General features: G+C 42.2%; 14 protein-coding genes. 4 read left to right on the top strand and 10 right to left on the bottom strand.

Features of this window, described 5'->3' with window-relative positions; all coding sequences use genetic code 11:
* Positions 1 to 156 precede the first annotated feature (156 nt).
* Complete coding sequence (locus tag ACEN82_RS05215) at positions 157 to 1,740, bottom strand: GH39 family glycosyl hydrolase (RefSeq protein WP_413319726.1); 1,584 nt, start codon at positions 1,738 to 1,740, stop codon at positions 157 to 159.
* Positions 1,741 to 2,557: 817 nt separating this feature from the next.
* Here ACEN82_RS05215 and ACEN82_RS05210 point away from each other — a divergent pair.
* From ACEN82_RS05210 to ACEN82_RS05195, 4 genes are all read left to right on the top strand, one after another.
* The gene (locus tag ACEN82_RS05210) at positions 2,558 to 5,719 is read left to right on the top strand and encodes a SusC/RagA family TonB-linked outer membrane protein (protein ID WP_413319724.1); all 3,162 of its coding nucleotides are present in this window, start codon (positions 2,558 to 2,560) and stop codon (positions 5,717 to 5,719) included.
* Positions 5,720 to 5,730: 11 nt separating this feature from the next.
* Positions 5,731 to 7,338 (top strand): RagB/SusD family nutrient uptake outer membrane protein, encoded by a 1,608-nt coding sequence (locus tag ACEN82_RS05205; RefSeq protein ID WP_413319722.1) that lies wholly within the window; start codon positions 5,731 to 5,733, stop codon positions 7,336 to 7,338.
* Between the two features lie 35 nt (positions 7,339 to 7,373).
* Positions 7,374 to 8,588 (top strand): glycan-binding surface protein, encoded by a 1,215-nt coding sequence (locus tag ACEN82_RS05200; protein ID WP_413319720.1) that lies wholly within the window; start codon positions 7,374 to 7,376, stop codon positions 8,586 to 8,588.
* 378 nt (positions 8,589 to 8,966) lie between these two features.
* The gene (locus ACEN82_RS05195) at positions 8,967 to 10,433 is read left to right on the top strand and encodes a cellulase family glycosylhydrolase (protein ID WP_413319718.1); all 1,467 of its coding nucleotides are present in this window, start codon (positions 8,967 to 8,969) and stop codon (positions 10,431 to 10,433) included.
* Positions 10,434 to 10,521: 88 nt separating this feature from the next.
* Here ACEN82_RS05195 and ACEN82_RS05190 read toward each other — a convergent pair whose 3' ends face one another.
* The 9 genes from ACEN82_RS05190 to ACEN82_RS05150 all read right to left on the bottom strand — a co-directional run bounded on the left by ACEN82_RS05190 (position 10,522) and on the right by ACEN82_RS05150 (position 25,211).
* Complete coding sequence (locus tag ACEN82_RS05190) at positions 10,522 to 10,911, bottom strand: nuclear transport factor 2 family protein (protein WP_413319716.1); 390 nt, start codon at positions 10,909 to 10,911, stop codon at positions 10,522 to 10,524.
* Positions 10,912 to 10,923: 12 nt separating this feature from the next.
* Complete coding sequence (locus ACEN82_RS05185; protein WP_413319714.1) at positions 10,924 to 11,763, bottom strand: MBL fold metallo-hydrolase; 840 nt, start codon at positions 11,761 to 11,763, stop codon at positions 10,924 to 10,926.
* A 103-nt stretch (positions 11,764 to 11,866) separates the two neighbouring features.
* A complete protein-coding gene (locus ACEN82_RS05180) occupies positions 11,867 to 12,448 on the bottom strand; it encodes a Crp/Fnr family transcriptional regulator (protein WP_413319712.1) in 582 nt (193 codons plus the stop codon).
* A gap of 333 nt (positions 12,449 to 12,781) precedes the next feature.
* Entirely contained in the window at positions 12,782 to 14,293 is a 1,512-nt protein-coding gene (locus ACEN82_RS05175; protein ID WP_413319710.1) for an alpha-L-fucosidase, read from the bottom strand.
* A gap of 32 nt (positions 14,294 to 14,325) precedes the next feature.
* Complete coding sequence (locus tag ACEN82_RS05170) at positions 14,326 to 16,362, bottom strand: beta-galactosidase (protein ID WP_413319708.1); 2,037 nt, start codon at positions 16,360 to 16,362, stop codon at positions 14,326 to 14,328.
* 85 nt (positions 16,363 to 16,447) lie between these two features.
* Positions 16,448 to 18,856: a glycoside hydrolase family 2 TIM barrel-domain containing protein gene (locus ACEN82_RS05165; protein ID WP_413319706.1), complete on the bottom strand. Its 2,409-nt coding sequence runs from the start codon at positions 18,854 to 18,856 to the stop codon at positions 16,448 to 16,450.
* 22 nt (positions 18,857 to 18,878) lie between these two features.
* Positions 18,879 to 21,035, bottom strand: a complete 2,157-nt coding sequence (locus ACEN82_RS05160; RefSeq protein WP_413319704.1) for a glycoside hydrolase family 3 C-terminal domain-containing protein — start codon at positions 21,033 to 21,035, stop codon at positions 18,879 to 18,881.
* Positions 21,036 to 21,067: 32 nt separating this feature from the next.
* The gene (gene galA, locus ACEN82_RS05155; protein ID WP_413319702.1) at positions 21,068 to 23,938 is read right to left on the bottom strand and encodes a beta-galactosidase GalA; all 2,871 of its coding nucleotides are present in this window, start codon (positions 23,936 to 23,938) and stop codon (positions 21,068 to 21,070) included.
* A gap of 67 nt (positions 23,939 to 24,005) precedes the next feature.
* Positions 24,006 to 25,211: a glycoside hydrolase family 5 protein gene (locus tag ACEN82_RS05150; RefSeq protein ID WP_413319700.1), complete on the bottom strand. Its 1,206-nt coding sequence runs from the start codon at positions 25,209 to 25,211 to the stop codon at positions 24,006 to 24,008.
* Positions 25,212 to 25,557 lie beyond the last annotated feature (346 nt).

The following is a 25,557-nucleotide window of genomic DNA, read 5'->3' as shown; positions in this document are numbered from 1 at the left end:
CGTGCAGCTTAATTGAACTGCCGAAAATGAAAAGAAGACTGTAAGAGGCTTAGCTTTGCAAATTAAATAACAACCCATACCAGGAATACATCAGCAGGTGTACTCATTTAAAAGTATCACCTGCTGATGTATTAAAATGAGCTAACTGAAGGCTTACTAAAGTTTAACGATATTAATGAAAGCAACATCGTTTTCCCTGACAGGAAGATGCTTTAACACCTTACCTGATGCATTTACTGAAATATCCTCATGCCAGATGACTGCACCACTATTTTCCTTTTTTAGCTTGTCAACCTGTGCTTTTGTCAGTTGATCAGGTTTATTGAAAGACAGGTACGTTGTGTATGGATCATTTACCTTATATCCCGTTTTATAGATTTCCATCCGATATTTGCCGCTGGGCATACCGGATATTACCAACTCAATCTCTCCTTTTGATTTAGCAGGTAGGTCGCGGACATAGTAAGCCTGGTTATTGACAGAATCAGGCAAAGTATAAGTGTAATCCCAAAGCAACACCTGAACATCCCCTTTTTTATTTTTACAGGCCCAGGAGGAGCTATCCTGATCTGTTATTTCCGTTTCACCTAATTTGTTTAAAAAAGAATAGGCAAAAAAAGCCGGCTTCTTTATCCCCTGAGTATTGAGTAAACCGAAACCTCCGTGGAATGGTGTAAACCGTGGTCCGGCCTCTTCAAAGATGTCAGTGAACGTCCAGTAAGACATGGAATTGGCTGCAGATCCGGTTTGCTTCAATTTTTCAAGTATATATGCCGCTTCGTGATAACTATCGTGTATGGGATCTGACGGAGTATAAGATGAGCTCCATTCGGTATAATGTAATTCGAGGCCCGGAATTGTGGAGTTTTCTATTTGCTTGCGTGAATTCCGAACATCACTGCTAACGCTTCCTTTGTTTTTGTCAAGTACGGTACCGGTTGAACCGTACTCGTCCAAAAACCCTTGTTTTACACCATAAGCATGGGTACTTATAAAATCAATAGGAACTGAATTTTTGCTGCAAAAATCTATCATGTCAGGTACCCATGCCGCACCCGCAGTAGCCGGCCCTCCTACTTTATAGGCTGGGTTTACACTTTTTATCGCTTTCGCACTGTATTGATACAATTTAAAATAGTCATCTTGCGAACCGGTCCAAAAACCATCTTTGAGGTTCGGCTCATTCCAAACTTCAAAATACCATTTTTTTACTTCGTCAATTCCGTACCGCTCGGTAAAATGCTGGGTAAGGTTACGGATCAAACCTTCCCATTTACTATAGTCTTTCGGGGGTGTTACATTTCCTCTCCACCAAAAAATTGTTTTATTACCACTTGCCAGCGCTCCCGGCATAAACCCCAGTTCAACAAACGGTTTCATGCCTATACTTAAAATATAATCATATAAAGCGTCAACGTATTGGTAATTATATTCCGGCTTACCATTCCTGTCTTCCCGGTAAACAGCCATATCGTCTGTAAGCAGGCCATGCATCCTGATATATTTAAAACCACATTCCTTTTGTACAGTGGCCAATTGTTGCTGCCAGTCGGCCCGCAAGCCTTCATTTGCACGCCCTGCTCCTACACATAAATTAAATGACGTATTAAAACGTCCTTTTTCCTTTTTAAAATCGATGTTAATAACCCTTTTAGCTTGATTTGCTTTTTCCGGGCTGTTACCCTGAGCAAAAACGTTACTAAAAAACAGGCTTCCTAAAATAATGGGTAAGATTTTCATATTGGTTTTTATATCTCCGTTTACAAGACTTATCTGATAATTATTATATGGAATACAATATTGGTACGCAGCGATAAACGAAGCTAAGCAATATTATATCAGAGGCGGCAAATGTATATTGTACCACGCTTCTTATTGTTGGTAAATAGGGATACAAATGTTAATTTTCAAATGATTGAATCTGCAATAACCTGCGCCGGCTTTTTCAACAGGTTTTAAAGTTGGTATTATTTTCGCATTTGTTAGTACTTTCCGGCTATTTTACCTTCAAATTTAAATGCCGATAGCTGTTCTTAAACGCTTCACTTTTACTTTTTTTTTGAATATTGTCGGCTCTGCAATGGCATTTCGCCTCCTATCCTTGACGAAAATAAGTTTAATTAGCTTATAATCAATTAGTTATATTCAATTAACATTTGTACCCCCATTTGTAAACAATCGATTGCGATTTGTCATCTAATTTCATCCTCCATAAAGCGGCATATCTTCTATACCGATGCCGTAGTCTGATGCCTGAACAAAGGGACAGATGAGATAACCAATTTTATAATAACCTAATTTAAACTAAGCATTATGCCAAAACGCGTACTTATTAATGCCTGTGCCATTCACGAGGCAGCCCATTAAAAAAATCAATTCAGGATTTATTGTAAATATCCCGTCCACATTACATCGGTATACTTCTGTGTAAACATACCGATGCTGTCCCCGACTCCAGTTCCACAGCGTCAAATGTGAATATGACAGGATAAATCAATGTCCGAAACCAATCAAATAAACAAACCAAATAACCAAACAATTATGAACCCCAATTAACATGGAAAAAGATTTACGAAAAAGATTAAGACATGTAGTACTGCTGTTTACAACTTTGTTGTTGTTAAACCTTACAGGTTACGCGCAAAGTGTTAAAATTACAGGTAAAATTACCAGTGCAGACAATAATCAGCCGCTGCCCGGTGTAACCATTAAAGTAAAAGATTCGCCAACAGGCACACTATCTGGTGCTGATGGCAGCTACAGTATCAATGCAAAAAATGGGGATGTGCTGATTTTTAGCTTTATAAGCTACAATTCCCAGCAAATATACGTAAGCTCATCTACAGTTATAAATGTAGCCCTCAAACCCGCAACCAGCGACTTGAACGAAGTTGTTGTAATTGGTTATGGTACCAGGAAAAGACATGACCTTACCGGTGCTATATCATCAGTAACAGCGGCAGACCTATTAAAAGCACAACCTACCACATTTGACCAGGCCTTACAGGGAAGGGTAGCGGGTGTAGTTGTACAACAAGTATCAGGCCAGCCCGGTGGTGATGTTAACGTGCAGATCCGCGGTTTGGGTGGTTTTACAGGCGCTCCTCCGCTATATGTAATCGACGGCGTACAGATCCCACCGAATGGGCAATCGGCCATTCCCGGTAATGGCACTAACCCGTTATCCAGTATCAACCCGTCGGATATAGCTTCGATAGATGTGTTAAAAGACGCTTCAGCTACCGCTATTTATGGTTCGCAGGCATCAAACGGTGTAATAATTATCACCACTAAAAGAGGTACCGCAGGCCCGCCGCTTATTAGTTATGATGGCTACCAGGGCTGGCAGAAATTGCCGAAATATTATGATGTAATGGATTTAAGGCAATATGCTACTTTCATGAACGAAAAATCGGCAATTATCGGTTATGACCTGCGGCCGCAATATGCAAATCCGCAATATCTTGGACCGGGTACCAACTGGCAAAAAGCGCTTTTCCGTACAGCTCCAATGCAAAACCACAATTTAGCTATCAGCGGCGGCGATAATAGAACAAAATACTATATATCAGGAACTTATTTTTCACAAACAGGTATAGCACTGGGTTCGGATTTTAAACGTACTTCGGTTAAAGCAAATATTGATAATAAAACTACCGATTGGTTAAAGGTCGGCATCAACTTGAATATGGCACATGTGGCCGAAAATGTTACCACTTCCAATACAGGTGTGATCTTACAGGCGCTTAATCAAACCCCCGACGTAGCTGTAAAAAACCCTGATGGCACATGGGGAGGTAATGATCCTAATATTTATGGTGCCGTGGGCACTAACCCCTTTGCAATAGCAACAATTGTTAAAGATTTTAAAAGCCGCTACCAACTATTCAGCAATGCTTACGCAGAAATTCAATTCACCAGGGATTTAACATTGCGCAATGAGGTAGCCGGAAATTTTGACTTTGCAACTGAGGATTATTTTAACCCAAGCTATGTTATGGGCGCTTATACCAAGAGCAATAATAGCGGTACAGCTTCAAGCGCACAAAATTTCTATAACTCAATTTCAAATTATTTAACCTATCAACATACGTTTGCAAAAAAATACTGGGTAAACGTAGTTGCCGGCCATGAAGCCCAATTGCTTAAAAACAGCGGCATATCGGCTACACGAACCAATTTTGCAAGTAATAACGTACAAACAATCAGCAGCGGCGACGCAACAACTGCAACCAATACCGGTGTTAAAGGACAGGGCGCTTTAGAGGCCTATTTTGGCAGGGCTAACTTTACTTATGACGACCGCTATTTGTTAACCGCAACCGTACGTCATGACGGTTCGTCGAAATTTGCTGAAGCCAACCGGTGGAATACCACATATTCAGGTGCCCTTGCCTGGAAGATTAACCACGAAAGCTTTCTTAAAAGTGTAAAAGCGATTAATGATCTTAAGCTCAGGCTCGGTTATGGATTGGTAAACAATCAAAATATTGCTGAATATGCTTATGGTTCAACTCTAAGTACAATATCCACCGGCTTATCGGGTAATTCGCAAATAACTACTACAACTGGTAACCCGAACATCAAGTGGGAAACTACAAAATCATATAACCTTGGTTTGGATGCAACTGTGTTAAACGGAAGGATCAGTTTAACGGCCGATGTTTATTACCGCAAAACCAACAACCTGCTACTTAGCCTTACCTTACCGTATTATTCAGGCACATTTGCTGCCGGCGGATATTCACCCGGCGCAGTGCAGGCGCCATATGTAAACGTTGGCGCGGTGAGCAATAAGGGCTTCGAATTTTCACTTAATACACAAAATATCCGGTCAAAATATTTTAACTGGAGCACCAACATCAACTTTACCCGAAATATTAACAAAGTACTTGCATTGGTTGACGGCACCCCGGCAATCTACGGATCTGTTTCCAAAACTGTTGTTGGCCGTTCAATCGGCGAATTTTACGGATACCAGGTGTTGGGTATTTACAAAAACGCCGCCGACTTTGCAAAATACACCGCCTTGCCCCAAAATGGCAGCGGCCCTATACCTATAACACCAGGCTCAGGTGGTGTTTGGGTAGGTGATGTTATTTTTAAAGACATTAACGGCGATGGTAAAATTGATGCAAACGATCAAACCTTTTTGGGCTCGCCCATGCCTAAATTTCAATTTGGCATCAATAACAGCTTTAGTTATAAAAATTTCGACCTGAATATTTTTATGGCCGGCAATTATGGCAATAAAGTTTATAACCAGTTAAAGGTTAACGGCGATAATCCAAATCAAAACTTTGGTTATTTCCCGTCTGTGTTCAACTATGCAAAAATCGGGTTGATTAATCCAACCGGTTCCACTTCGGATATCAACAATGTATTCATTACAAACCCTTCAACCAACATTGTCAGGATTAGCCAAAGCAGTGGTAATGATAACCAGCGCTTTTCTGACAAATACATAGAAAATGGTTCCTATTTAAAATGCAAAAGCATCGCTTTAGGATATAGTTTTTCAAATAACCTTTTAAATAAGATCAAATTAAGATCGTTAAGGGTATATGTTAACGTAACCAATGTGTTCACCGTCACTAAATATACCGGCTACGATCCTGAGATTGGCTCATGGAACCCATTAGCAGCCGGTATCGATAATGGATATTACGCCCAGCCGCGTGTTTACACATTTGGCCTCAATTTATCCCTAAACAATTAAAATCAAGATTTATGAAACGTATTAAAATAAATATAGTCTTGCTGGTTATCGGTATAATTATGATAAGCAGCTGCAAAAAAGATTACCTTACCCGCCCCCCTTTAACCGGTATCACTACCGACAATTTTTATAAAAGCGGTTCGGATTTAAGATTGGCTACAGCTACACTTTACGCGCAGCCCTGGGCTACCTGGAATAACTTTCCATTGCTTGGTATGGGAGATATCATGAGCGGCAACATGTTACAGCCGTATAATGGCGATCTTGTTCAGCTTACTACCTTTTCCATCACGCCGCAAAACGGAACGCTAACATCGGCATGGCAAAGCTTTTTTAACGTTATAGCGCATTGCAATATCAATATTAAAGCCATTAATACCAAAATGCCCGATAGCGTAGCCGTAAAAAGTAAAACAGGCGCTCTTGGTGAAATCAGGTTTATCCGTGCTACTTCTTATCTTTATCTTGCCCAGCTATGGGGCGCTGTGCCAATTATAGAAGATAACGACAAGCTGATTGCTAACCCGTTGGTACCTCGCCATAAGCTTGAGGATGTATATAAGTTTATTATAAATGATTTAAGATATGCCGTTGCCAACTTACCGCGAACTGACCAGCCTGGCCGTGTTACTACGTGGTCGGCACAAGGTATGCTGGCAAAAGTTTATTTGACCCGGGCCGGTTTAAACCAAAAAGGCTCACGCAACCAGTCTGATCTGGACAGTGCTGCGTATTATGCCGGTAATGTTTGCAAAACCAGCGGTTTATCTCTTTTACCAAGCTACTACAATCTTTTCAGGACACAGTATAATGACAATTCTGAATCATTATTTGCCTATCAATGGGCACCTGGGGTAGGTTACGGACAGGGTAATGCCATACAAGCCCAATTTGCACCAAGCGGCAGCCTTGTTACCGGCGGCGGCGGCTGGGGCGGAGCGATTGGCCCCACAATAGATCTTGCCAACCAGTATACTACCCAGGACTCAGTACGCCGCAAAGCTACATTCATGCTTACCGGCGATAAGTATCCTGAGCTTAACGCGGCGGGTGGCGGCTACACGGCAACCGGTGTAAATGTTAAAAAACACGTGGTAGGTACCGCAGCAGATAATAACTCACCTACGATGGATCTTTGGTCATCTATTGAGCATAATGCGGTACTACGGCTTGCGGACGTATACTTAATTTATGCTGAAGCGCTATTAGGCAATAATGCATCTACTACGAACGCGGATGCATTGCTGTACTTTAATCAGGTACGCAGCAGGGCCGGTGTTGATGTTGTTACCCAACTTACTCCTGATATCATCATGAAAGAAAGACGGATTGAGCTGGCGTTTGAAGGCCAGTACTGGTTTGACCTGGTGCGCCTTTCTTATTACGACCCTAATAAGGCAATCTCGATAATTAGTAAGCAAATAACACCTACAAAAGATGCGGTGCCATATATACCCCGGTCGCAATTTAGCTATGATCCGGCTACGGGAGTTAAAACAGCGTCAGCCAATAGCCTGATTATAACGCCACCAAGTATCAATACGTTCACGCTGCCTATACCGGCAAATGAGCAAACGGCAGACCCTAAGTTGTTAGAAGCCCCAGTACCCTACTATTAATTGCATTCGGAATCGTTTAGATAATTCTTAAAATCATGAAAAAATTAAATTATTATATCAAAAGCTGTCTGTTGCTTGCCCCGCTTGCTGCAGTGGTTTTTATGCAGTCTGGCTGCAAAAAGGATAATTCGTCGTCATCAAAAGGGACCCCGGTAATTACCTCTATCCGTAATTATGTGGCCCATCCCGGCGATTCACTTTTAAGCAGCGTGGGTACAGGCCAATGGATAGTTATCTCAGGTAAAAATTTAAAAGGTGCACTTGCTATCAATTTTGACGGCGTAAAAGGCTCTTTCAATGATGCCTGGTTCTCTGATACCAGCGCTATAGCCCTTATTCCTGCTGTTATCGCGTTCCCGACAGTACCTTCAGATAAGCTGAATACCATACAATACGTCACTAATCATGGCCAAACCACGTTTTCGTTCCCTATTATTGCCCCCGCCCCTACTATTACTGGCGTTTCTAATGAAGAAGCCAATCCGGGCGATTCGGTTAGGATAAACGGCCTTAGCTTTTTCTTTGTTAAAAGCGTTATTTATGGCGGAATTAATATTACCAGTTTTAAATCGTCGAATGATGGTACAAGCATCAGTCTTGCAGTACCTTCGGGTGTAACGCAAACAGGTGGTATTGTAAGCGTTGAAACAAAATCTGGTAAAGCTGCCACTGTTTATTCGGTACATAATTTTGTAAACGGGATACTAAATAATTATGATAATATAAATAACTTTTCGTGGGGATCGAATACTTCCAATAGTTCTGCCGCCTATTCCGGTAACACAGGCTATTATGGTATAATGAACGCCTCAAATGTTCCCGCCGGTGACTGGTCGTGGTGGGGTGGCGGCCGCTCAATTAATATAAATTCGGCCCAATGGGTACCTCAAGCTAACTTAAAAGATACCTTAAGCCATTATGCCGTTAAGTTTGAGATATCAGCTACCAAGCCATGGACAAACGGCTCAATCCAAATTTTGAAAGATTACGGTAGCTACGCGGCCCTTTATCGCCCCTGGAAAACAGCTTCAGGTGCAACAGCTGCGTTTACAACCAAAGGTTGGCAAACAGTTACTATTCCGTTTTCAAGCTTTGTTGATAATAAAGGCTTTCCTGCTACAAGCCTTACAGATTTTCTTGGTGCAACAGGCGCGGGCGGTATAGAATTCCAATTTATCAATGACGGCTCAAGCACAGTTCAAACTTTTGAGGTGGCTATTGATAATATCAGGGTAGCAAGAATTAAATAAACGAGAGAGTTAGTTGATTATAAATGAATGCGCGGGGTCTTAACAGGCCCCGGCATTTTTTTAGCTGATGCCTGGATATTAAAACTCTGAAAGCTGAGATACAGGAAAAACTCCGGTAAAGAATTTAATATAACTGTTCATAACCTGACAGCAGTTTAAATTAAAAAGTAAAAGTTAGTTGAATAAGTGAATGCCTGGGGTTGTAGCAGGGCCCCGGCATTTTTTAACGACATAAGCTAACAATGTTATGTGCGGCATGAAATTTTAAAAACTGTTCCGCATACATCAAATGACCATATCATAATTGTTCCAATACTTACCTAACCCAATAATCGCATGCAAAAACAAACAAAGAATTTATTACCAACCAGTTAAAAAATGAAAAAAACATTTTTCTTAAAACCAGTATTTTTAATAGCAATCGTATTGATTTCGTTTTTTTCGTGTAAAAAAACAAATAACGCCCCGCCGGAACTTACTGTAAACCAAACAGCAATAACTTTTACGCCCGAAGGCGGTACGCAGGATTTTTCTATTTCGTGTAATGCAACATGGAATATCGTTAATCCAGGCTCTACCTGGCTGCTGTTAAGCACCACCTCGGGCAACAGCGGCAGTATCGTCATTCATATCAAAACGTTATCAGAAAACGGTACAGGATCAACACGTTCCAGTACCTTGACCATAAACTCCTCAAACGGACAGGCACGAACCTTAAAAGTATCTCAAACATCTAACCTTTTTCCTAACTACAATACATCGCCAATAGCTCCTGATGCAACCGGGATGAGCAGTAACGCTGTTCAGCTTGCCGCGAAAATAAAATTGGGTTGGAATATCGGCAATACACTGGAAGCTTCCGGCGGCGAAACAGGCTGGGGCAATCCGCTAATCACGGAAGATTATGTAAAATTTGTAAAACAGCAGGGCTTTAATGCTATACGCCTCCCCTGCGCCTGGAACATGGGCCATTTAAGTAACCCGGCAACTGCGCAAATAGATCCAAACTGGATAAAAAGGGTTAAAGAAGTAGTAGGGTATTGCGTAAACAATGACATGTACGTTTTGCTGAACATCCATTGGGATGGTGGCTGGCTTGAAAATAACATTACCCAGGCAAAACAAGATTCAGTTAATGCTAAACAAAAGGCATTATGGGAACAAATTGCAACGGCCATGCGCGATTTTGACGAACATTTGATGTTTGCCAGCGCCAATGAGCCGGCAGCAGACGATGCCGCGGCAACAGCAATACTTTCTACCTATCATCAAACCTTTATTAACGCAGTTAGATCAACCGGTGGTAAAAACGCTTATCGTGTATTGGTACTTCAGGGCCCCTCTACTAATATGGAGAAAACAAGTGCTTTTATGACCAATCTTCCGCAAGATCAGGTGACAAACAAGCTGATGGTAGAGGTACATTACTATTCTCCTTTTCAGTTCTGCTGCCTGTTGGACAATGACGCGAGCTGGGGTAAAATGTTTTATTACTGGGGCTCAGGGCACCACTCGGCTATTGAACCTGAACGAAATGCCACCTGGGGCGAAGAAAGCGATGTCGACGCCTCATTCAACCTAATGAAAACAAACTTCGTTGATAAAGGGATTCCTGTTCTTTTAGGCGAATATGGTGCCTACAGGCGCGACAATACCGCGCATGTCCCTTTAGATTTGCCGACACATGAGGATGCGGTAGACTATTGGAATTTTTATGTTACAAAACAAGCAAAAACACGTGGCATGCTGCCATTTTACTGGGACACAGGCGGTGCCCTGGATAGAAGAAATTATACTATAAAAGATCAGCGTACGATTACCGCTATCAAACAAGGAGGAAATTAAAAAAACGCCCGGGACTTTAAAAGCTCCCGGGCATTTTTTTGTCGCCATCTAATCAATAATGAACTCAACTGAGCTCATTATTGATTATTCATTTTGTTGCGTCATCAACCGTTTTACTATCTACAAATTGTTCAAAAGATATTATGCTGTCGTTTTCCAATTGCCATAGATGCGCCACGCGCGCTTTAAAAAATTTGTTTGTCTCCTTATAGGTGCCGCTATAGGTACCAAAGGCAACTACTTTATCGCCTTCAGCAACATAACCCTCCGGCGTAAACTTATAATCGATCCACTCGGTAGCCAGGCGATAAAACACATTTTGCATAATCTCTTCAAAACCCACGTAATTGCCGGCAAGTGGAAAACCCGCCGCCTCTGTCCAAACAGCTCCGGAAGCAAGAAATTTTTGAAGGTTTTTGCCGTTCTCTTCCGAAGATTTCCCTTCGTAAGTGCTCTTTACAATTTCAAGATTTGTCATTGCTTTTAATGTTTACCATTTCATTTCGCCTGTATTTACTTTAGCTCCAATCTGAAGTGCTATATCAAACTTAAGATCGGGATAATGGTTTTTTATAGCAGCAATCAACTCTGCTGATGTTTTATTGGTTTTGAGCGCTTCTTCGTAAAACAACAGATAGTTTTTTGTGTGGGCCACTGACGCAGTATCGTAAGCAGAGTACTGATCAGTATGGGCAGGAATTACAATTGATGGTACCAGAGCAGTAATTTTATCCAGGATAGTAATCCATTTACCGCGGGCATCGGGCGTTTGTGCATCAGCTGTCCATGGGTTGAAATTGCTGCCAAAAATATTAATGCCCCCTATTACAGCTTTTATGGAAGGGATCCATACAAAAGATCTCGAAGGGGACTCTTCAAGTCCGTATATTTCAATTTTTTCGTCCTCCAATTCAAATGAACCATCCTTTAGCAATTGCGGCAATACCACATTTTTGGTAAGGGCATTGCCAAGGCGGCCTCCCCAAACGTCAAGCTTTTTTTGCGAGGTTGCTTTAATATGTTCAATAGTTGTATCATTTGCATAAACTGTGACTTCAGGAAAGTACCGTTTGAAGACCTCTAATCCAAAATAAAAGTCGGGATCGGCATAACTGATATAAATTAAAGATAATTTCTTGCCCGAGTTTTTGATATACTCCGCAACAACTTCCGCCTCGGCCAGGGTAAACTGGGCATCGATGAGTATTGCTTCCGTCTTCCCCGAAATAATTGTTGATGTTACGCCAAAACTGGTTTCCGCTGCAATAAATACATCAAGTGTAAGATTGCCTGATTGAAATTGTTTAAATTGCTGTGCCTGCGTTTCCATAGTTAAAAACCTTTTGTTAAACCTTATTGATTAATAGATTAAACAAAGGTACCCATGGTCAAAACGAAAAACATTGAACAAGTTCAACAAACGCAAAATACAGCTACTTCTCCTTTGCCAGTTTATTACGGATTTTGCTCAAAAACTCATGACTAATCCCCAGGTATGCCGCTATTTGCCTGTTGGATAACCGGTTGTATAAATCCGGATACTTTGCTAAAAAGTCCTGGTATCGTTTATCGGCCGTTTTACTCAAATTATCGATCATCCTGCGCTGCAAGGCTACATGCGTTTTCTGCGTCATGATACGGAACAGCTTCTCAATGGCAGGGAAATGCTCATAAGCAAGGTCCTTGTTTTTCCGGGAAATGACCAGGACTTCACTATCTTCCAAAGCCTCAATAAATAGATTTGATGGTTTTTGGTTAGAAAAACTGTCGATATCAGCAATCCACCAATCTTCGGGCGCAAAATAAAGAACTTGCTCAACACCGTTTGCGTCCACATGGTAAACACGGAAAAGTCCTTTCAGCACAAAACCTTCATGGACACAAATTTGTCCTTCTGATAGAAAATAGCTTTTTTTCTTAAACAACCGGGGTTCAAAAAGATCATGAAACTGTTGCAGTTGATCTTCGCTGAGCGAAACGTGCCTGGCGATGTTATTACGCAGTAGTTGGTTCATAGAATATAATTAATAACACAGCACAGGAGAAAGCTAAGTCAAGCATATCATATAACAACCTTTATACACCTGATATTCACTTTTCTATCTTCAAATACGTTTCTTAAATTAACAAATCTTCTATTAATTTACAGATAATCCGGTTTGATTTTTATAAAATAAATATGGTAAAGAGCTGCTTATCGACTGCTTTAATGTAGCGAAAATAGTAGATCGAAGTTTATCATTGCAGGAATTGCACGCAGCTTCCTTTTAGTCTCCAGAAAAAGACGGGCCCTTCTGTTGAAGCAGAAGGGCCTGTCTTTTAATTTATTTATCTTAAGCCGATGTCCCTTAATCAGCAAGCTCAATCCTAAAACCTGATACCTTCCAGGCGGGCAAGTTTACGGGCTTTTTGATAACAAGTGCATCCGCTACCTGCTGCCATTGTATTTTTTCTTTGCTGCCCAAAAGTTTCACAGAGCGTATTTTTTTGATGTTTATTACCGACGATTTACCAAGCGATTTGATTCGAATATCCGCGGTGGGGGTGTCAAGCAGAAATGCATATAACTTATTGCCATTGCTGGTGAAACGGATATCTTCAGCTGTGTATTTCATCCGGTCTTCATTAAAGTTATCGGATTTAACTTTCACTGCGTTTTCCGGGCGTTCTCCAAATTTTTTCCATGGTCGTGATCCGTAGATCCCTTCGCCATTAGCAGCCGTCCATTTGCCTATCTCATCAAGTGTATTCAACATATCAGGCTCTAAATCCCCCTCGGGTGTTTGCACAATGTTTATCAGCAGGTTACCATTTTTACTTACTATGTCTACCAGCATTCTTATAATATCAGTTGCGCTTTTGTAGGTTTGGCCGGTACGATAAAACCAATCACCTATAGAAGTATCCGTTTGCCATGGATACGGGCTGATTGAATCCTGAACGCCCCGTTCAAGATCCTGTACCCACATACCCTGCGAAGGTTGCTTGCAATTATACACAGCGGTGAGCTGCCCATTGTTGTAGGCGACATTTCCGTTGTAAAAATTAGCTAACATGTCACGGCCAATATCCCCAAACGGGAAGCCGCCATCTGAATAAAGCAGGTCGGGGTGATAAGTATCTACCAGTTCTTTAATAGATTTATACCAGGTACGCTGCCATTCAGGATCTGTAGTATACCAGCCGCGATCATCGGCTTTCGCTTTCGGGTGATATAAGTCAGCATAAGCTGGATCATTCGCATCGTATAGAACACCCTTGTAAGCGCCGGAGGTATCGGCATTATGTGAAGGCTGGTACCAGGTATAGCTTGCGCCCAAATGCTCCGACACGCCAAATTTAAGACCGTTCTTCTTAGCCTCCTTCTGCCAAATGCCAACCACATCTTTATGGGGGCCCATTTGTACGGCATTCCACCGGTGCAGTGAAGAGTTCCATAAAAAGAAATTATCATGATGAGTCCCCATGCTAACAAAGTATTTTGCCCCGGCCTTTTTATATAACGCCATCAATTTCGCCGGATCCCATTTTTCAGCCTTCCATAATGGTATGATGTCTTTATAACCAAATTTTGACGGGTGCCCGTAATGTGCAACGTGATATTTATTTTGTTCGCTGCCCTGAATGTACATGTTACGGGCATACCAATCACCCTGGCGGGGCACGGCTTGCGGCCCCCAATGCGCCCAAATACCAAACTTGGCATCTCTGAACCAGGCTGGATATTGATATTTTTTAAAAGAGGTATCCGAAGGCTTGAACGGCCCATTGTTAACGGACAGCTCTTGTCCGTGCAGCATCAACGACATCCCGGACAGGGCGAAGCTAAGCGCGAAAATCTTTTTAAGGTTAGTTATCATTTTTTCAGGTATTTATATGTAAACAGAAAAATCTATCGCAGTTCGATAAATTCGGGCTCATAGGGCGCAAGCGAAAAACTTCCGGCATAGTCTTTATCAAACAATATACTTTTAGATGCGTGTTTGGGGTCGATAGTCTGCGGCTTACCAGTTAAATTTAAATAAAGTATATGCTTACTGTCAATAAATCTCGCCATAACCCCTTCCGGTACTTCAGGGCCTTGCTTCAATGAAAGCGAATCAATAAGGCTATCAATTAAAGGATCTATTAATGCGGATTTAGCTGAAAGTCCAAGATATATAGCAGTGCCCTTGCCATATTTGTTTGTAGTTATAATCGGGTAGCTTTTATCCAAACTGGTTATGTTGCCAATCACTTTTGCACCCTGCGGATGAATGACATCAAAACGGGCTGATTCAGTTTTAATGTTCTTAGAACCGAAACCAACCTCTATATCCTTGTTTTTAAAGTTTTTTGGCGAGATCTCGTTAAAATTTTCGGTTTCTTCATACCCGGAAACACGGATACCGAAAACATCGCTTAACAAACCCGGATGAGTTGCAGAAAAAACCTTTCCTGTTTCATTTGTAACCGCGGAGTTGGCCGTCATGATGACAGTGCCGCCGTTATAAATGAACTCCCTGATCTTTCTTGCGGTTACTGTGTCCATAACCGTAACACCCGGGATTACCAATAATTTATAGTTTAGCGAGCTTTTGGTAATTTCAACCACCCGTGTATCTATGTTCTTTCTAAAAAAAACATTAAAGCATTCGGCTAACTGTGCATCGTGCCTTTCGGGAAAGGCGCTGCTTGCTATTTGGCTTGGGAAAGAAAATGCCAAACCTACATCTGCCTTAACTTTATAAGGAAAAAACTTTTCGATTTTCTTAAATTCGGAAGCTATCTGCTTGTATTCGTCATATTTCCGGTTTACTCCACCGTCCCAGTCCATCATGCCTTCCAGGTACTGTTCCTCTCCGCTATGCATACTTTGCCAGGTCCAGCCGCAAACCATTTGGTTGCCGTACATCAAAGTGGCATAAGCTGATTTTCTGATGGAATTTGGAACCGCGGTCATTGTTGTAAATTCCGTACACCAAAATGGATTACTGCTTTCAAACTGGATCCTGGCGATTCCGAATGTTGCATCCATCAGGCCGTAATTGTTTACCAATGAATTGCCCGGGTAAAAGCCGCAGCCTTCGCGGGTCATTTTTCCTGAATAAGCAATTTGTGAATAATCGAAATAACGCTTGTCGCTATAATACCACGCGTTTGTGTTAACGAAAGCCTTAGGTGCGTTGGTATTCACTTTATCAATCACCTTCAGCAAAAAATTATTGATCTCGTCCGATTCAAACCGGCGAAAATCCAACACCCTTTCCGGCTGCCCGCTGATATTGCCCGACGCTGGCAGACCAACCTCATCAAACTCATTAATTTTTCGTGACCAACGCTGTCCTGCCCATGCAACATTCAACTGCGCTGTGGTTTTATATTTCTGTTTCAGCCATTCAATAAACCGTAACCGTGCCTGCTCCGAATAGGATATCGGCCCGTCTCCCGACTCGTTATCAATGCCAAAAGCAAGCAAAGCCGGATGATGACCATATCTCTTTGAAAGCGCATCGGCATATCCTATAGCATACTTTTGATAATCAGGGTCGCCAATATCCTCCATATACCGGTGGTTAGGATATAACCTGTTGCCCGATGCATCGGTGACATTTATGGAAGGAATTTTATGCTGCAACCAGATGGGGGCCGGACGTATGGCGATATCCAAAATTACCTTGATACCAGCTTTATCCATCAAACCCATTACGGTATCGAACCATTTGAAATCAAAGTTCCCTTCAGAAGGTTCGTAGCTATCCCAAGCCAAATGCCCTATTCTTACAACCCTGAAACCGGCATTCTTCATCAGTTGAATATCACTTTTCCATTTTTCTATATTCTTATCATCATGCGGGTGATAGTTGGTTCCAACAAACAGTTGCTGAGCATTTAACCTTAAGGTAAATAGCAGCAAAAGCAGAATTGGAATGTATTTCATTCTTCTCATATTATATTAATTTTAGCAACAATATGGCCGGGGCATTCATGTTAACTCTTTTTATAACCTCCTATTTGTTGCACATTTCCACCGGTTAATGTGTGAGTGCTTTAACAGTTATAGTTGCTTCAGATAAACTTGCTGAACTAACGGTAAGCTTAATATCGCCGGCATTATGAGTGCTCCTGATTACCACTATGGCCCGGCCATGCCAGGCTTTGCGCGAATTGCCTGTATATGGGTCAGTGTCTTTGACGTCTGCGTTATCCACTCCGGCTATTACACCAGGCCCTTCAAGTTTAAATTGAAGCCGATCTGATGCATTTGGTTGTAGTATGCCATTCTTGTCAGTGATTTCAATTGAAACGTAGGATAGGTCCTGCCCATTCGGCAATAGCTGCTTACGGTCGGCAATGAGCCTGACCTTAGCAGCGGAGCCTGAAGTTTGCAGCGTAGTTGATTCAATTTCCTTATCATTCTCAACGCCCACTGCTTTGAGGGTCCCTGGCGTATAGGGTACTGAGAAAGTAGCTTTAAATTCCTGATTTACTGTTGCAGGCTTCTCCTCAAGAAGTTTGTCATTGAAGTAAAGCCTTACTTTGGGATATTTTGAATATACGTCTACGTCTAATTTTTTGCCCTCAAAGCCTGGCCATGTCCAGCTTTCCCAGGTAGGCCATACCGACCACCAGGTTTCTTTGATTTCCAGTGGTTCGGGCTTTGGCTCGCGGACAGCCATGTACAGCTTTTCCTTATCGTTGTACAACATGCTGCGGTAGTGCGAAATCGGTTTTCTCCATCCGGTTAAATCTATATCTCCGCAATATGCACCATGCCACGGAAAAAAATCATTTTCCCAATGTTCTCCTGGCACATCGCCCGAATAATACCATCGGCCAATTCCCGATTCGCCTAAATAATCTATCGCTGTCCATACAAAATCGCCAATAATATAATTGTTGTTTTGTACCAGCTTCCAATTGGCAAAAGCATCTCGCGGGTATGATTCGGTCTGAAAAATAACACGGGAGGGCACCCTTTTATGATCTGCGGGAGCACCTTGAAGTTGGTAATTATAGCCGCAAACATCATGAGCTGCCATAAGCGGATCTAAAGATTCCCAGTCATTGCCCCACTTTACAATTGCCGATGTTACCGGTCGTGTGCTATCTATACCTTTAACAATACCTGCAAGCATTTTAGCGGTCACAACAGCCTCTGGCTTGTTTCTCTCAACCACTTCATTACCTATACTCCACATAAAAATTGAAGGATGGTTCCTATCGCGCAGCACCATTGTTTCCAGGTCGCGCTTCGACCATTTATCAAAATATACAGAATAGTCGTGTTTGTTTTTACCAACTCTCCAGCCATCGAAAGCCTCATCAATAACTAATAAACCTAACCTGTCGCAAGCTTCTAAAAAAGCTTCGGACGGTGGATTATGAGATGTACGCACAGCGTTGAAACCGGCAGCTTTCATTAACTCAACTTTACGTTCCTCGGCCCGGTCAAAAGCAGCGGCACCAAGGCACCCGTTGTCATGATGGACACATCCGCCGCTAATCTTCACGGTTTTACCATTAAGCTGGAAACCATTTTCCGACGTAAACTTTATTGAGCGGATGCCCAAAGTGGTCTTTGTCTCATCTATTTTTTCATCACCTTTTAATACCTGGATTTGAGCCTGATATAAATAGGGGGTTTCCGGTGTCCATAATAATGGCTTCGATACTTTTATAATTTGAGTAACCTCTTTTTCGCTGTGTGCCGGTAACTCTACCTTTGTTGTATTATTTCCCGCATCTTTAAAGCTTACGGATAGCAGCCGGGCGTTAACAGCGATGCGCTGCGGAAAGCCGGTTTCGTTTTTTATCGTAGCCATAACCTGTACCGAAGCCTGCTTTGAAGAGACTTCGGGTGTTGTAATGGCTACTCCCCAATCGGCTAAGTGTAAGGGATTGGTAACGTCAAGCCACACATGGCGGTAGATCCCGGAACCACTGTACCATCTGCTGTTTACTTGCTGTGAATTATCCACACGTACGGCTATCACATTCTCTTTGTTAAAATCCAGGTAAGGCGAAAGATCATACCTAAATGACGAATAACCATAAGGCCGGATACCAAGGGATTTACCATTAATAAACACCTCCGAATTCATGTAAACGCCCTCAAAATAAACGAAAATGCTTTTTCCTTTCCATTCAGGAGCTACCTTGAACGTTTTTCTGTACCAGCCAATGCCCGTCGGGAAATAACCGCCCGCACCTCCCGTTGGATTTTTGGGGCTTACGCTCCCTTCAATGCTCCAATCATGCGGCAAGTCAAGGTTACGCCAGGCATTATCATTAAAATCCCGTAACCGTGCCAATGAATCGTCACCCAGATTAAATTTCCAATTGTAATCAAACAATTGTTTTCGCCCGGAGCCAACCGAAGATTGGGCAAAACTTAGAACACTATAAGCCAAAAGCAAGGTGGCTATTGTTATTCTTTTCATAAAAGTGGTATACTTAACACAGTTATTTAACTGCAATTTTTGTTTTAAGAATGATATTACGGGATGAATTACCTAACTCAAGAACGTATTCGCCGGCTTCTGTGTTCCAGCCTTTTTTTGCTTCATCATAAAATGCCAGATCTGCAGCTTTCACCTGCATTTCTATCGTCTTTGTTTCGCCGGTGTTTAAAAATATCTTCTTAAAAGCTTTAAGCTCTTTTTCGGGGCGTTTTACAGAACAAACCGGATCGTTTACATACAGCTGCACAACTTCGGCACCATTTCTTCCTCCTGTATTTTTGATCGTAAACTTCGCATGGATCGTTTCGTCTTTTTTATAAATTGATTTATCTGTGGAAAGTTTGCTGACAGAAAAATCGGTATAAGAAAGGCCATAACCAAATGGGAACAGCGGCACTATATTTTTTGTATCATACCAACGATAACCAACCAATATTCCCTCCTTATATTCGGCTGTGAGATTATTGCCCGGATAGGTATTTAAATTAAACGCAGGTGAATCATTTAACGAAGCCGGGAAGGTAAATGGAAGCTTACCCGATGGGTTTATAGTCCCTTTTAACACATCGGCGAGCGCATTGCCTGCTTCTGAACCATTAAACCATGACCAAACAATGGTGTGATTTGATTTTTTGATTTCGTTCAGGTCAAATGGCGCACCAGCCATTACGACAATAACGGTATTTGGATTAACGGCACTTACGGCGTTAACCAAAGCCTGCTCGCCAAAAGGCAGTTCCAGGTTTTTACGATCATGGGCTTCACTTTCGTATTCACGGTTTGAACCGATACACAAAATGGCAACATCACTGCTTTTAGCGAGCGCTACGGCTTCATTAATCAGGTCCTGATCGGGTTTATTATAGTCGCCATTTTGTTCAGCAGTTTTACTCGCCTGGTACTTTGCCCTGTAACCCTGTGCAAACCTGATATCGGCGGTTTTACCGAACCTTGACTTTATCCCTTCTAATGCGGTAACCTCATATCTTGCTTTTACACCCGCGCCATATCCTCCTAAGGCGAAAGTACGTACGGCATTATCTCCTATAACTGCTATGCGTTTAATCCTATTTGTCTTTAATGGCAATAATCGTTTATCGTTTTTCAACAGAACTATGGATTCGGAGGCGATAACATATGCGGCTTTAGTGTGCTCCGGCGTTGCGATAGCCCCTTTTGGATGGTTGGCACTCATGGATGTATGGTACATGAGCCATAAAATCCTGCCCACTTTATCGTCAATAGTTTTTACTGAAACCTGCCCGGCTTTAACAGCGGCAATCAATGGTTTAGCCAGATACCATTGATCATAAGGTCCGCTCGAACCCATTTCAATATCAAGGCCATTGTTTGCTGCCGCCACAGTATGATGCGTGCCGGCCCAATCAGACATAACCACGCCTTTAAAGCCCCAGTCTCCTTTTAAAACTTTGTTTAATAAATACCCATTTTCAGAACACCAATAACCATTTAACTTATTATAAGCCGACATAACGGTATAAGCATTGCCCTGCTGAACGGCAGCTTTAAAAGCAGGGAAATAGATTTCCTGCAAGGCCCTTTCATCAACTATTGTATTTACACTATCGCGGTTAAGCTCCTGATTATTGGCGGCAAAATGTTTAATACAGGCCGCCACATGTTGACTTTGAATCCCTTTTACCGATTGAATGGCCAATTGGCTATTTAAATAGGGGTCTTCTGAGTAATATTCATAAGTACGGCCGCAAAGGGGCATCCTGCAGATGTTGAACGCAGGCGCAAGCATCACGTTTTTTTTACGGGCATTCGCTTCCTTTCCTATCACCACACCGTATTTATTGGCCATTATGGGGTTCCAGGTTGCAGCTATTGCCGATCCGTTGGGTAAAAACGTAGCAGAATCGGTTGTCCAATTGGCCGAAGCCCAGTCAAAGCGTTTTATTTCCTCGCGCACACCTAATGGCCCGTCGTCACAGGTCAATTCAGGGATACCTAAACGTGGCACACCTGCCGAAGAAAATAAAGCGTTGCCGTGCAACATTTCTATTTTCTCTTCAAGTGTCATCTTTTTGATGATACTATTGATCCTTAATTTAAGTGCTGCATCGTTTTTGTTTTGTGCAGATACACTACCAAACAAAAAAAGCGCGATAATACAGGTAATTATATATTTCATAAACATTATTTCTTCAAATTCTTTGTTTAACATTATTTATCAGCAGCTGTAATTTCAATAGCCGACTGCTTTAACCCCGGCGAGATTGCCTTTAAAACTATAGTGCCCGGCTGCCCGGTTGACTGGACAATAACCTGGGCATAACCGCTAAAAAGTTTTCGCTTATATTGCTCTGCAGGGTAAACCAATTGGATAAGGCCAGGATCTGTATTAACGCTGGCCCAGATATTAGCTTTAAGTAAAGGGGTGGCCACAATAGCAATGGTATTATTACCGGGGTGCAGTAATGAAGCTTCCAGTTTAAATTCAGTGTTTCCATCGCCTGCCTTGATTTCGTGCCCTATTTCCTTACCATTGATGTAGATGTTTTGAACTTTGCCTATATTTTTATTAAATAAGGTGGCTGTTACGCTTGCCAGGTCATCAGGCATAGTGATACCAGCCCTGTAAACTACGGCTTTTACTTTCCGGCCAAATTCATCGTCCCTGGTATCTTTAAAAGCGTTTTGCCAGCTACTATCGTCATAATCCGCTGCAACCTCGGCCTTCGCGTTTAAATCGTCGACAAATTTCTCTTTGAAAGCGCCTATATTAATAAGGTCTATCCGTTCTAAATATTGATCCGCCTCCAGCGATGTTGGATCGCCGTTGCCCACCCCTATGATTTTGCCGGGGCCTGTAACTGAAAAGATCAGCTCATTTTGGGCGGTTGGCACCCGCAGGTTGTTTTTGTCATCGGCCTGCACTGTAATTATGGCAATATCTTTTTTATCGGCCTTAATCGCTTTGCGGTCCACTGTTAACTTAACCTGATTTGGCATAAGGGTAGTTTTAACAATATCGTTACCGGCTTTAATGCCTTTTTTGTAACCTACGGCTTCCAGCGTTCCGGGCTCATATTTTACCTGCCATTCCAGGTGTCCGTTTAGCTCCATAGTTTTTTTACCGAGACTTTTTTTGTTTAAAAAAAGCTCCACCTCGTCACAATTGCTGTACGCGCACACCCGTATTTCCTGGCCTTCTTTACCTTGCCAGTTCCAGTGCGGCAGCAGGTGCACCACTGTCTGGTTAGTCCACCATGATTTTAAATAATAGTAATCGTCCTTTGGAAAACCACAGGCATCAACCATTCCAAAATATGATCCTACTGAGGGCCATCCAAACGGTGTTGGCTCACCCCTGTAATCAAAACCGGTCCAGATGAACATGCCGGCCAGGTACGGACGCGAGGCATAATGTTTCCAGCCTTGTTCCAGGCTATAAAAAAAGTCGTTTTGTTTTCTGTCATATGCCGCAAGCTGGTGCTTGTCCATATCATCCTCGTAAATCCCCCTCGAGGCAACTGTCGAGCCCTCCTCAGTACCCCAGCTAAATTGATTCGGATACTTTTTATGCTGCTCATCGGTATTTTTGGTGGCAACGTAGTTATAGCCAAGCACATCTATCACTGTTGATATCCCCGAGCCGATACCGCCGCTTATAGCCGCCGTAATATAACGCGTTGAATCAACCGATTTGGCAAAAGCCTGCATAGTGGCTGCTATCCGCGCCCCGGTAATGTTACCTTCAATGCCCCATTCTTCATTTCCTATCGACCAACTGATGATGCTGGGATGGTTACGGTCGCGCAGGATCATCCTTTTCAGGTCATTTAGTTGAGTGGATGCCACACCCATTAAGCGGTTTTCATCGATAACCAGCATCCCTAACCTATCGCAGGCGTCAAGTAATTCGGGCGTTGGCGGGTTATGTGAACAGCGATAGGCATTACAGCCCATGCCTTTTAAAGTCCTGATCCTGAATTCCTGCAAAGCATCGGGCATTGCGGCCCCTACACCGGCATGGTCCTGGTGATTATTCGTGCCCTGTATTTTTACGTGTTTGCCGTTTAGAAAAAAGCCTTCGTTAGCGTCAAACCTGATGGTGCGGATCCCGAAATTGGTTACATAACTGTCAATAACAGCGCCGTTCTCTTCAACCGTGGTAATCAATTTATGTAAATTGGGCGTCTCTAATGACCAGAGTTTTGGATTGTTAACTGTCAATATATTTTTAATATCCCCCGATGCAAAAGGCTTCAACGTGATTCCGGTGGTTGTTTTTGTCGCGAGGGATTTTCCGTTATCATCAATAATAGTTTGAGTTACATTATAGTTCCTTGATTTTTTATCGTCATTGGTAATGGTGGATGTCACCGCAATATCGGCAACATTGTTTTTCAGCGCGGTTGTAACAAAAGTTCCGTCGGGAACAATATGTAACCGGTTTGTTTTATTAAGCCACACATGGCGATAGATGCCCGCGCCTTCATAAAACCAACCTTCTTCCATAGTTACATCCGCACGTACGGCTATAACGTTGTTGCCGCCATAGTTTAAATATTCTGAAATATTGTATTCAAAGCTGCTGTACCCACTGGGTTCGGTACCTAAATAATGTCCGTTTACCCAAACTATGCTATTTCGGAAAACGCCATCAAATGCGATGGATATGTGTTTACCGAGATCAGAAGCCGGCACAACGAAGCTTTTGCGGTACCAGCCAACGCTTGCTTCGGGGAAGTTACGGCCAATAGCTTTCGATCCGTGACTGAAACTGCCTTTCGGGCTAAATGGCTGTTCAACTGCCCAATCATGCGGAAGGTCGATCTTACGCCAGCCTCTGTCGTCAAATTCTGCCGATGCGGCGCCATCGCCATAACCAGTTTTGGCCAAATAGGAGAACCCGCCGCTCCCGTTATAAAAATCTTTAGAAACATCGTATGCATGACCCAAAGCAAAGCGCCAGTCATTATCAACAGATAAATGTTCGCGTTTTGAAGCTATTTCAGGGGATTGGGCTATAGTTTTCCCTGTAGTAGCGAACATTAAAATCAAAAAATACAAAAAGTAGGTTTGTTTCATTTTAAACAAGGTTTGGTATGAGACGCTTGCATAACAATCAGCGGATTTATTATCATTGCAAAAATTGTTACCTGGCCCCTGCTATAAGGGCATTAATTGTGCGTTGATCAAGTACTTTATTATTTCGTCTGTCCAGGGCAATACCTATATCCCAAAAAAATGGCTTAAGGCCGTTGGCTATAGCTTGTTGGGTTGTAAACTTTATCCAATAATCTACAGCATCATTGTGTACCGCCAAATCTTTAGGGGCAGTTCGTCTGTAAGCGCCATATTCTCCCATCACAACAGGGATTCCTTTATCAACGAATTTTGTTTTCATGAGTTGGAATGTGCTCTTAACCTCAGCCTCTTCTCCATAAGTTGAGTTTCTCGCAGAATCAGATAATGAGTGGTGCCCGTTCCCCCAATAATAAAACATGCAACCCCAGGGTTCATCTTTTTCCATAAGGCAAAAATTAAAGGGAGAATAATAATGTACCTCAACCATTAACCGGCCTTTTATCTGATCGGTTGGCAGGGAGGTCATAAAATGACTTGTTTTTTCCATGTTAGTAGATGGGCCCTGCAGTATCAATACACGGTAGGCGTTTTTACCACCGGTTGACCTAACCGCGTTAATAAAAGTTTGGTGATAGGTAGCAAGTATTGCTGTTGCCGCGGCATCATCTGCAGCCGGCTCATTAGCGCTGGCAAACATCAAATGTTCGTCAAAATCGCGCATTGCTGTTGCAATTTGTTCCCAAAACGCTTTTTGTTTAGCGTTAACAGAATCCTGTTTTGCCGGGGTAATATTATTTTCAAGCCAACCGCCATCCCAGTGAATATTGAGCAACACATACATATCGTTTTTTACACAATATTGTACTACCTGTTTTACGCGGTTTAACCAGGCATCCTGTATTTTGGCAGTTTTTTTGTCTGAATATTGATCCCAGGCGCAAGGGATACGAATAGCATTAAACCCGCTCCGCTTAACCAGTTTGATATAATCTTCTGTAATTAAAGGATTGCCCCAGCCGGTTTCGGCGCCGGGCGCTTCCATTGTGTTACCGATGTTCCAGCCTAATTTGATGTTTGCTGCCTGTTGCACAGCAGTGTTATCCATTCCCGTTTTATCAGGAGCCTTGGGCGAAATATTGTATGAGGGATAAATTGTTCTGACAACGGCTGTATCCTTCATTGCCATTTGAGGACTATTGCAATAAGCGGCCTTGAGCGGAGAAGCCATCGAAAAAATAGCAGCAGTACACCAAAGTATACGTTTTAACATCATAGTAAATTAAGCAGGTTTGAAAATTGGCTTAAGCAATGCCCAACTTTAATTGCGTTTTACAATAAAGAAACATTGAATTACGCTGCTAATCTAAATGCCGGGGTGCAATCGATTGTTCACAAATGGGGACACAAATGTTAAAACCACATACTTCGCTTATTTACAGCACATTAAAGTAGATTCGCACCCAATAATCGGTCATAACTGAAACAGATGTTGTACTAAATTTAACAAAAAGACCCAAAAAGCATCAAGTTAAACCAATAGCAAAATCAGGTAAATCGTTTTAAAAAATAAAAAATGCAATTTCCTTGCGGTAAAACTGGCTGAAGGCTTATAAAAAAAT

It is taken from the genome of Mucilaginibacter sp. Mucisp73, assembly GCF_059491465.1.
This window is presented reverse-complemented; position numbering and strand designations above follow the sequence as displayed.

What these genes read in the sequence shown, in the direction of transcription:
- ACEN82_RS05215 (WP_413319726.1), bottom strand. Translation starts at nt 1,740, where the DNA reads ATGAAAATCTTACCCATTATTTTAGGAAGCCTGTTTTTTAGTAACGTT.
- ACEN82_RS05210 (WP_413319724.1), top strand. Translation starts at nt 2,558, where the DNA reads ATGGAAAAAGATTTACGAAAAAGATTAAGACATGTAGTACTGCTGTTT.
- ACEN82_RS05205 (WP_413319722.1), top strand. Translation starts at nt 5,731, where the DNA reads ATGAAACGTATTAAAATAAATATAGTCTTGCTGGTTATCGGTATAATT.
- ACEN82_RS05200 (WP_413319720.1), top strand. Translation starts at nt 7,374, where the DNA reads ATGAAAAAATTAAATTATTATATCAAAAGCTGTCTGTTGCTTGCCCCG.
- ACEN82_RS05195 (WP_413319718.1), top strand. Translation starts at nt 8,967, where the DNA reads ATGAAAAAAACATTTTTCTTAAAACCAGTATTTTTAATAGCAATCGTA.
- ACEN82_RS05190 (WP_413319716.1), bottom strand. Translation starts at nt 10,911, where the DNA reads ATGACAAATCTTGAAATTGTAAAGAGCACTTACGAAGGGAAATCTTCG.
- ACEN82_RS05185 (WP_413319714.1), bottom strand. Translation starts at nt 11,763, where the DNA reads ATGGAAACGCAGGCACAGCAATTTAAACAATTTCAATCAGGCAATCTT.
- ACEN82_RS05180 (WP_413319712.1), bottom strand. Translation starts at nt 12,448, where the DNA reads ATGAACCAACTACTGCGTAATAACATCGCCAGGCACGTTTCGCTCAGC.
- ACEN82_RS05175 (WP_413319710.1), bottom strand. Translation starts at nt 14,293, where the DNA reads ATGATAACTAACCTTAAAAAGATTTTCGCGCTTAGCTTCGCCCTGTCC.
- ACEN82_RS05170 (WP_413319708.1), bottom strand. Translation starts at nt 16,362, where the DNA reads ATGAGAAGAATGAAATACATTCCAATTCTGCTTTTGCTGCTATTTACC.
- ACEN82_RS05165 (WP_413319706.1), bottom strand. Translation starts at nt 18,856, where the DNA reads ATGAAAAGAATAACAATAGCCACCTTGCTTTTGGCTTATAGTGTTCTA.
- ACEN82_RS05160 (WP_413319704.1), bottom strand. Translation starts at nt 21,035, where the DNA reads ATGAAATATATAATTACCTGTATTATCGCGCTTTTTTTGTTTGGTAGT.
- galA (WP_413319702.1), bottom strand. Translation starts at nt 23,938, where the DNA reads ATGAAACAAACCTACTTTTTGTATTTTTTGATTTTAATGTTCGCTACT.
- ACEN82_RS05150 (WP_413319700.1), bottom strand. Translation starts at nt 25,211, where the DNA reads ATGATGTTAAAACGTATACTTTGGTGTACTGCTGCTATTTTTTCGATG.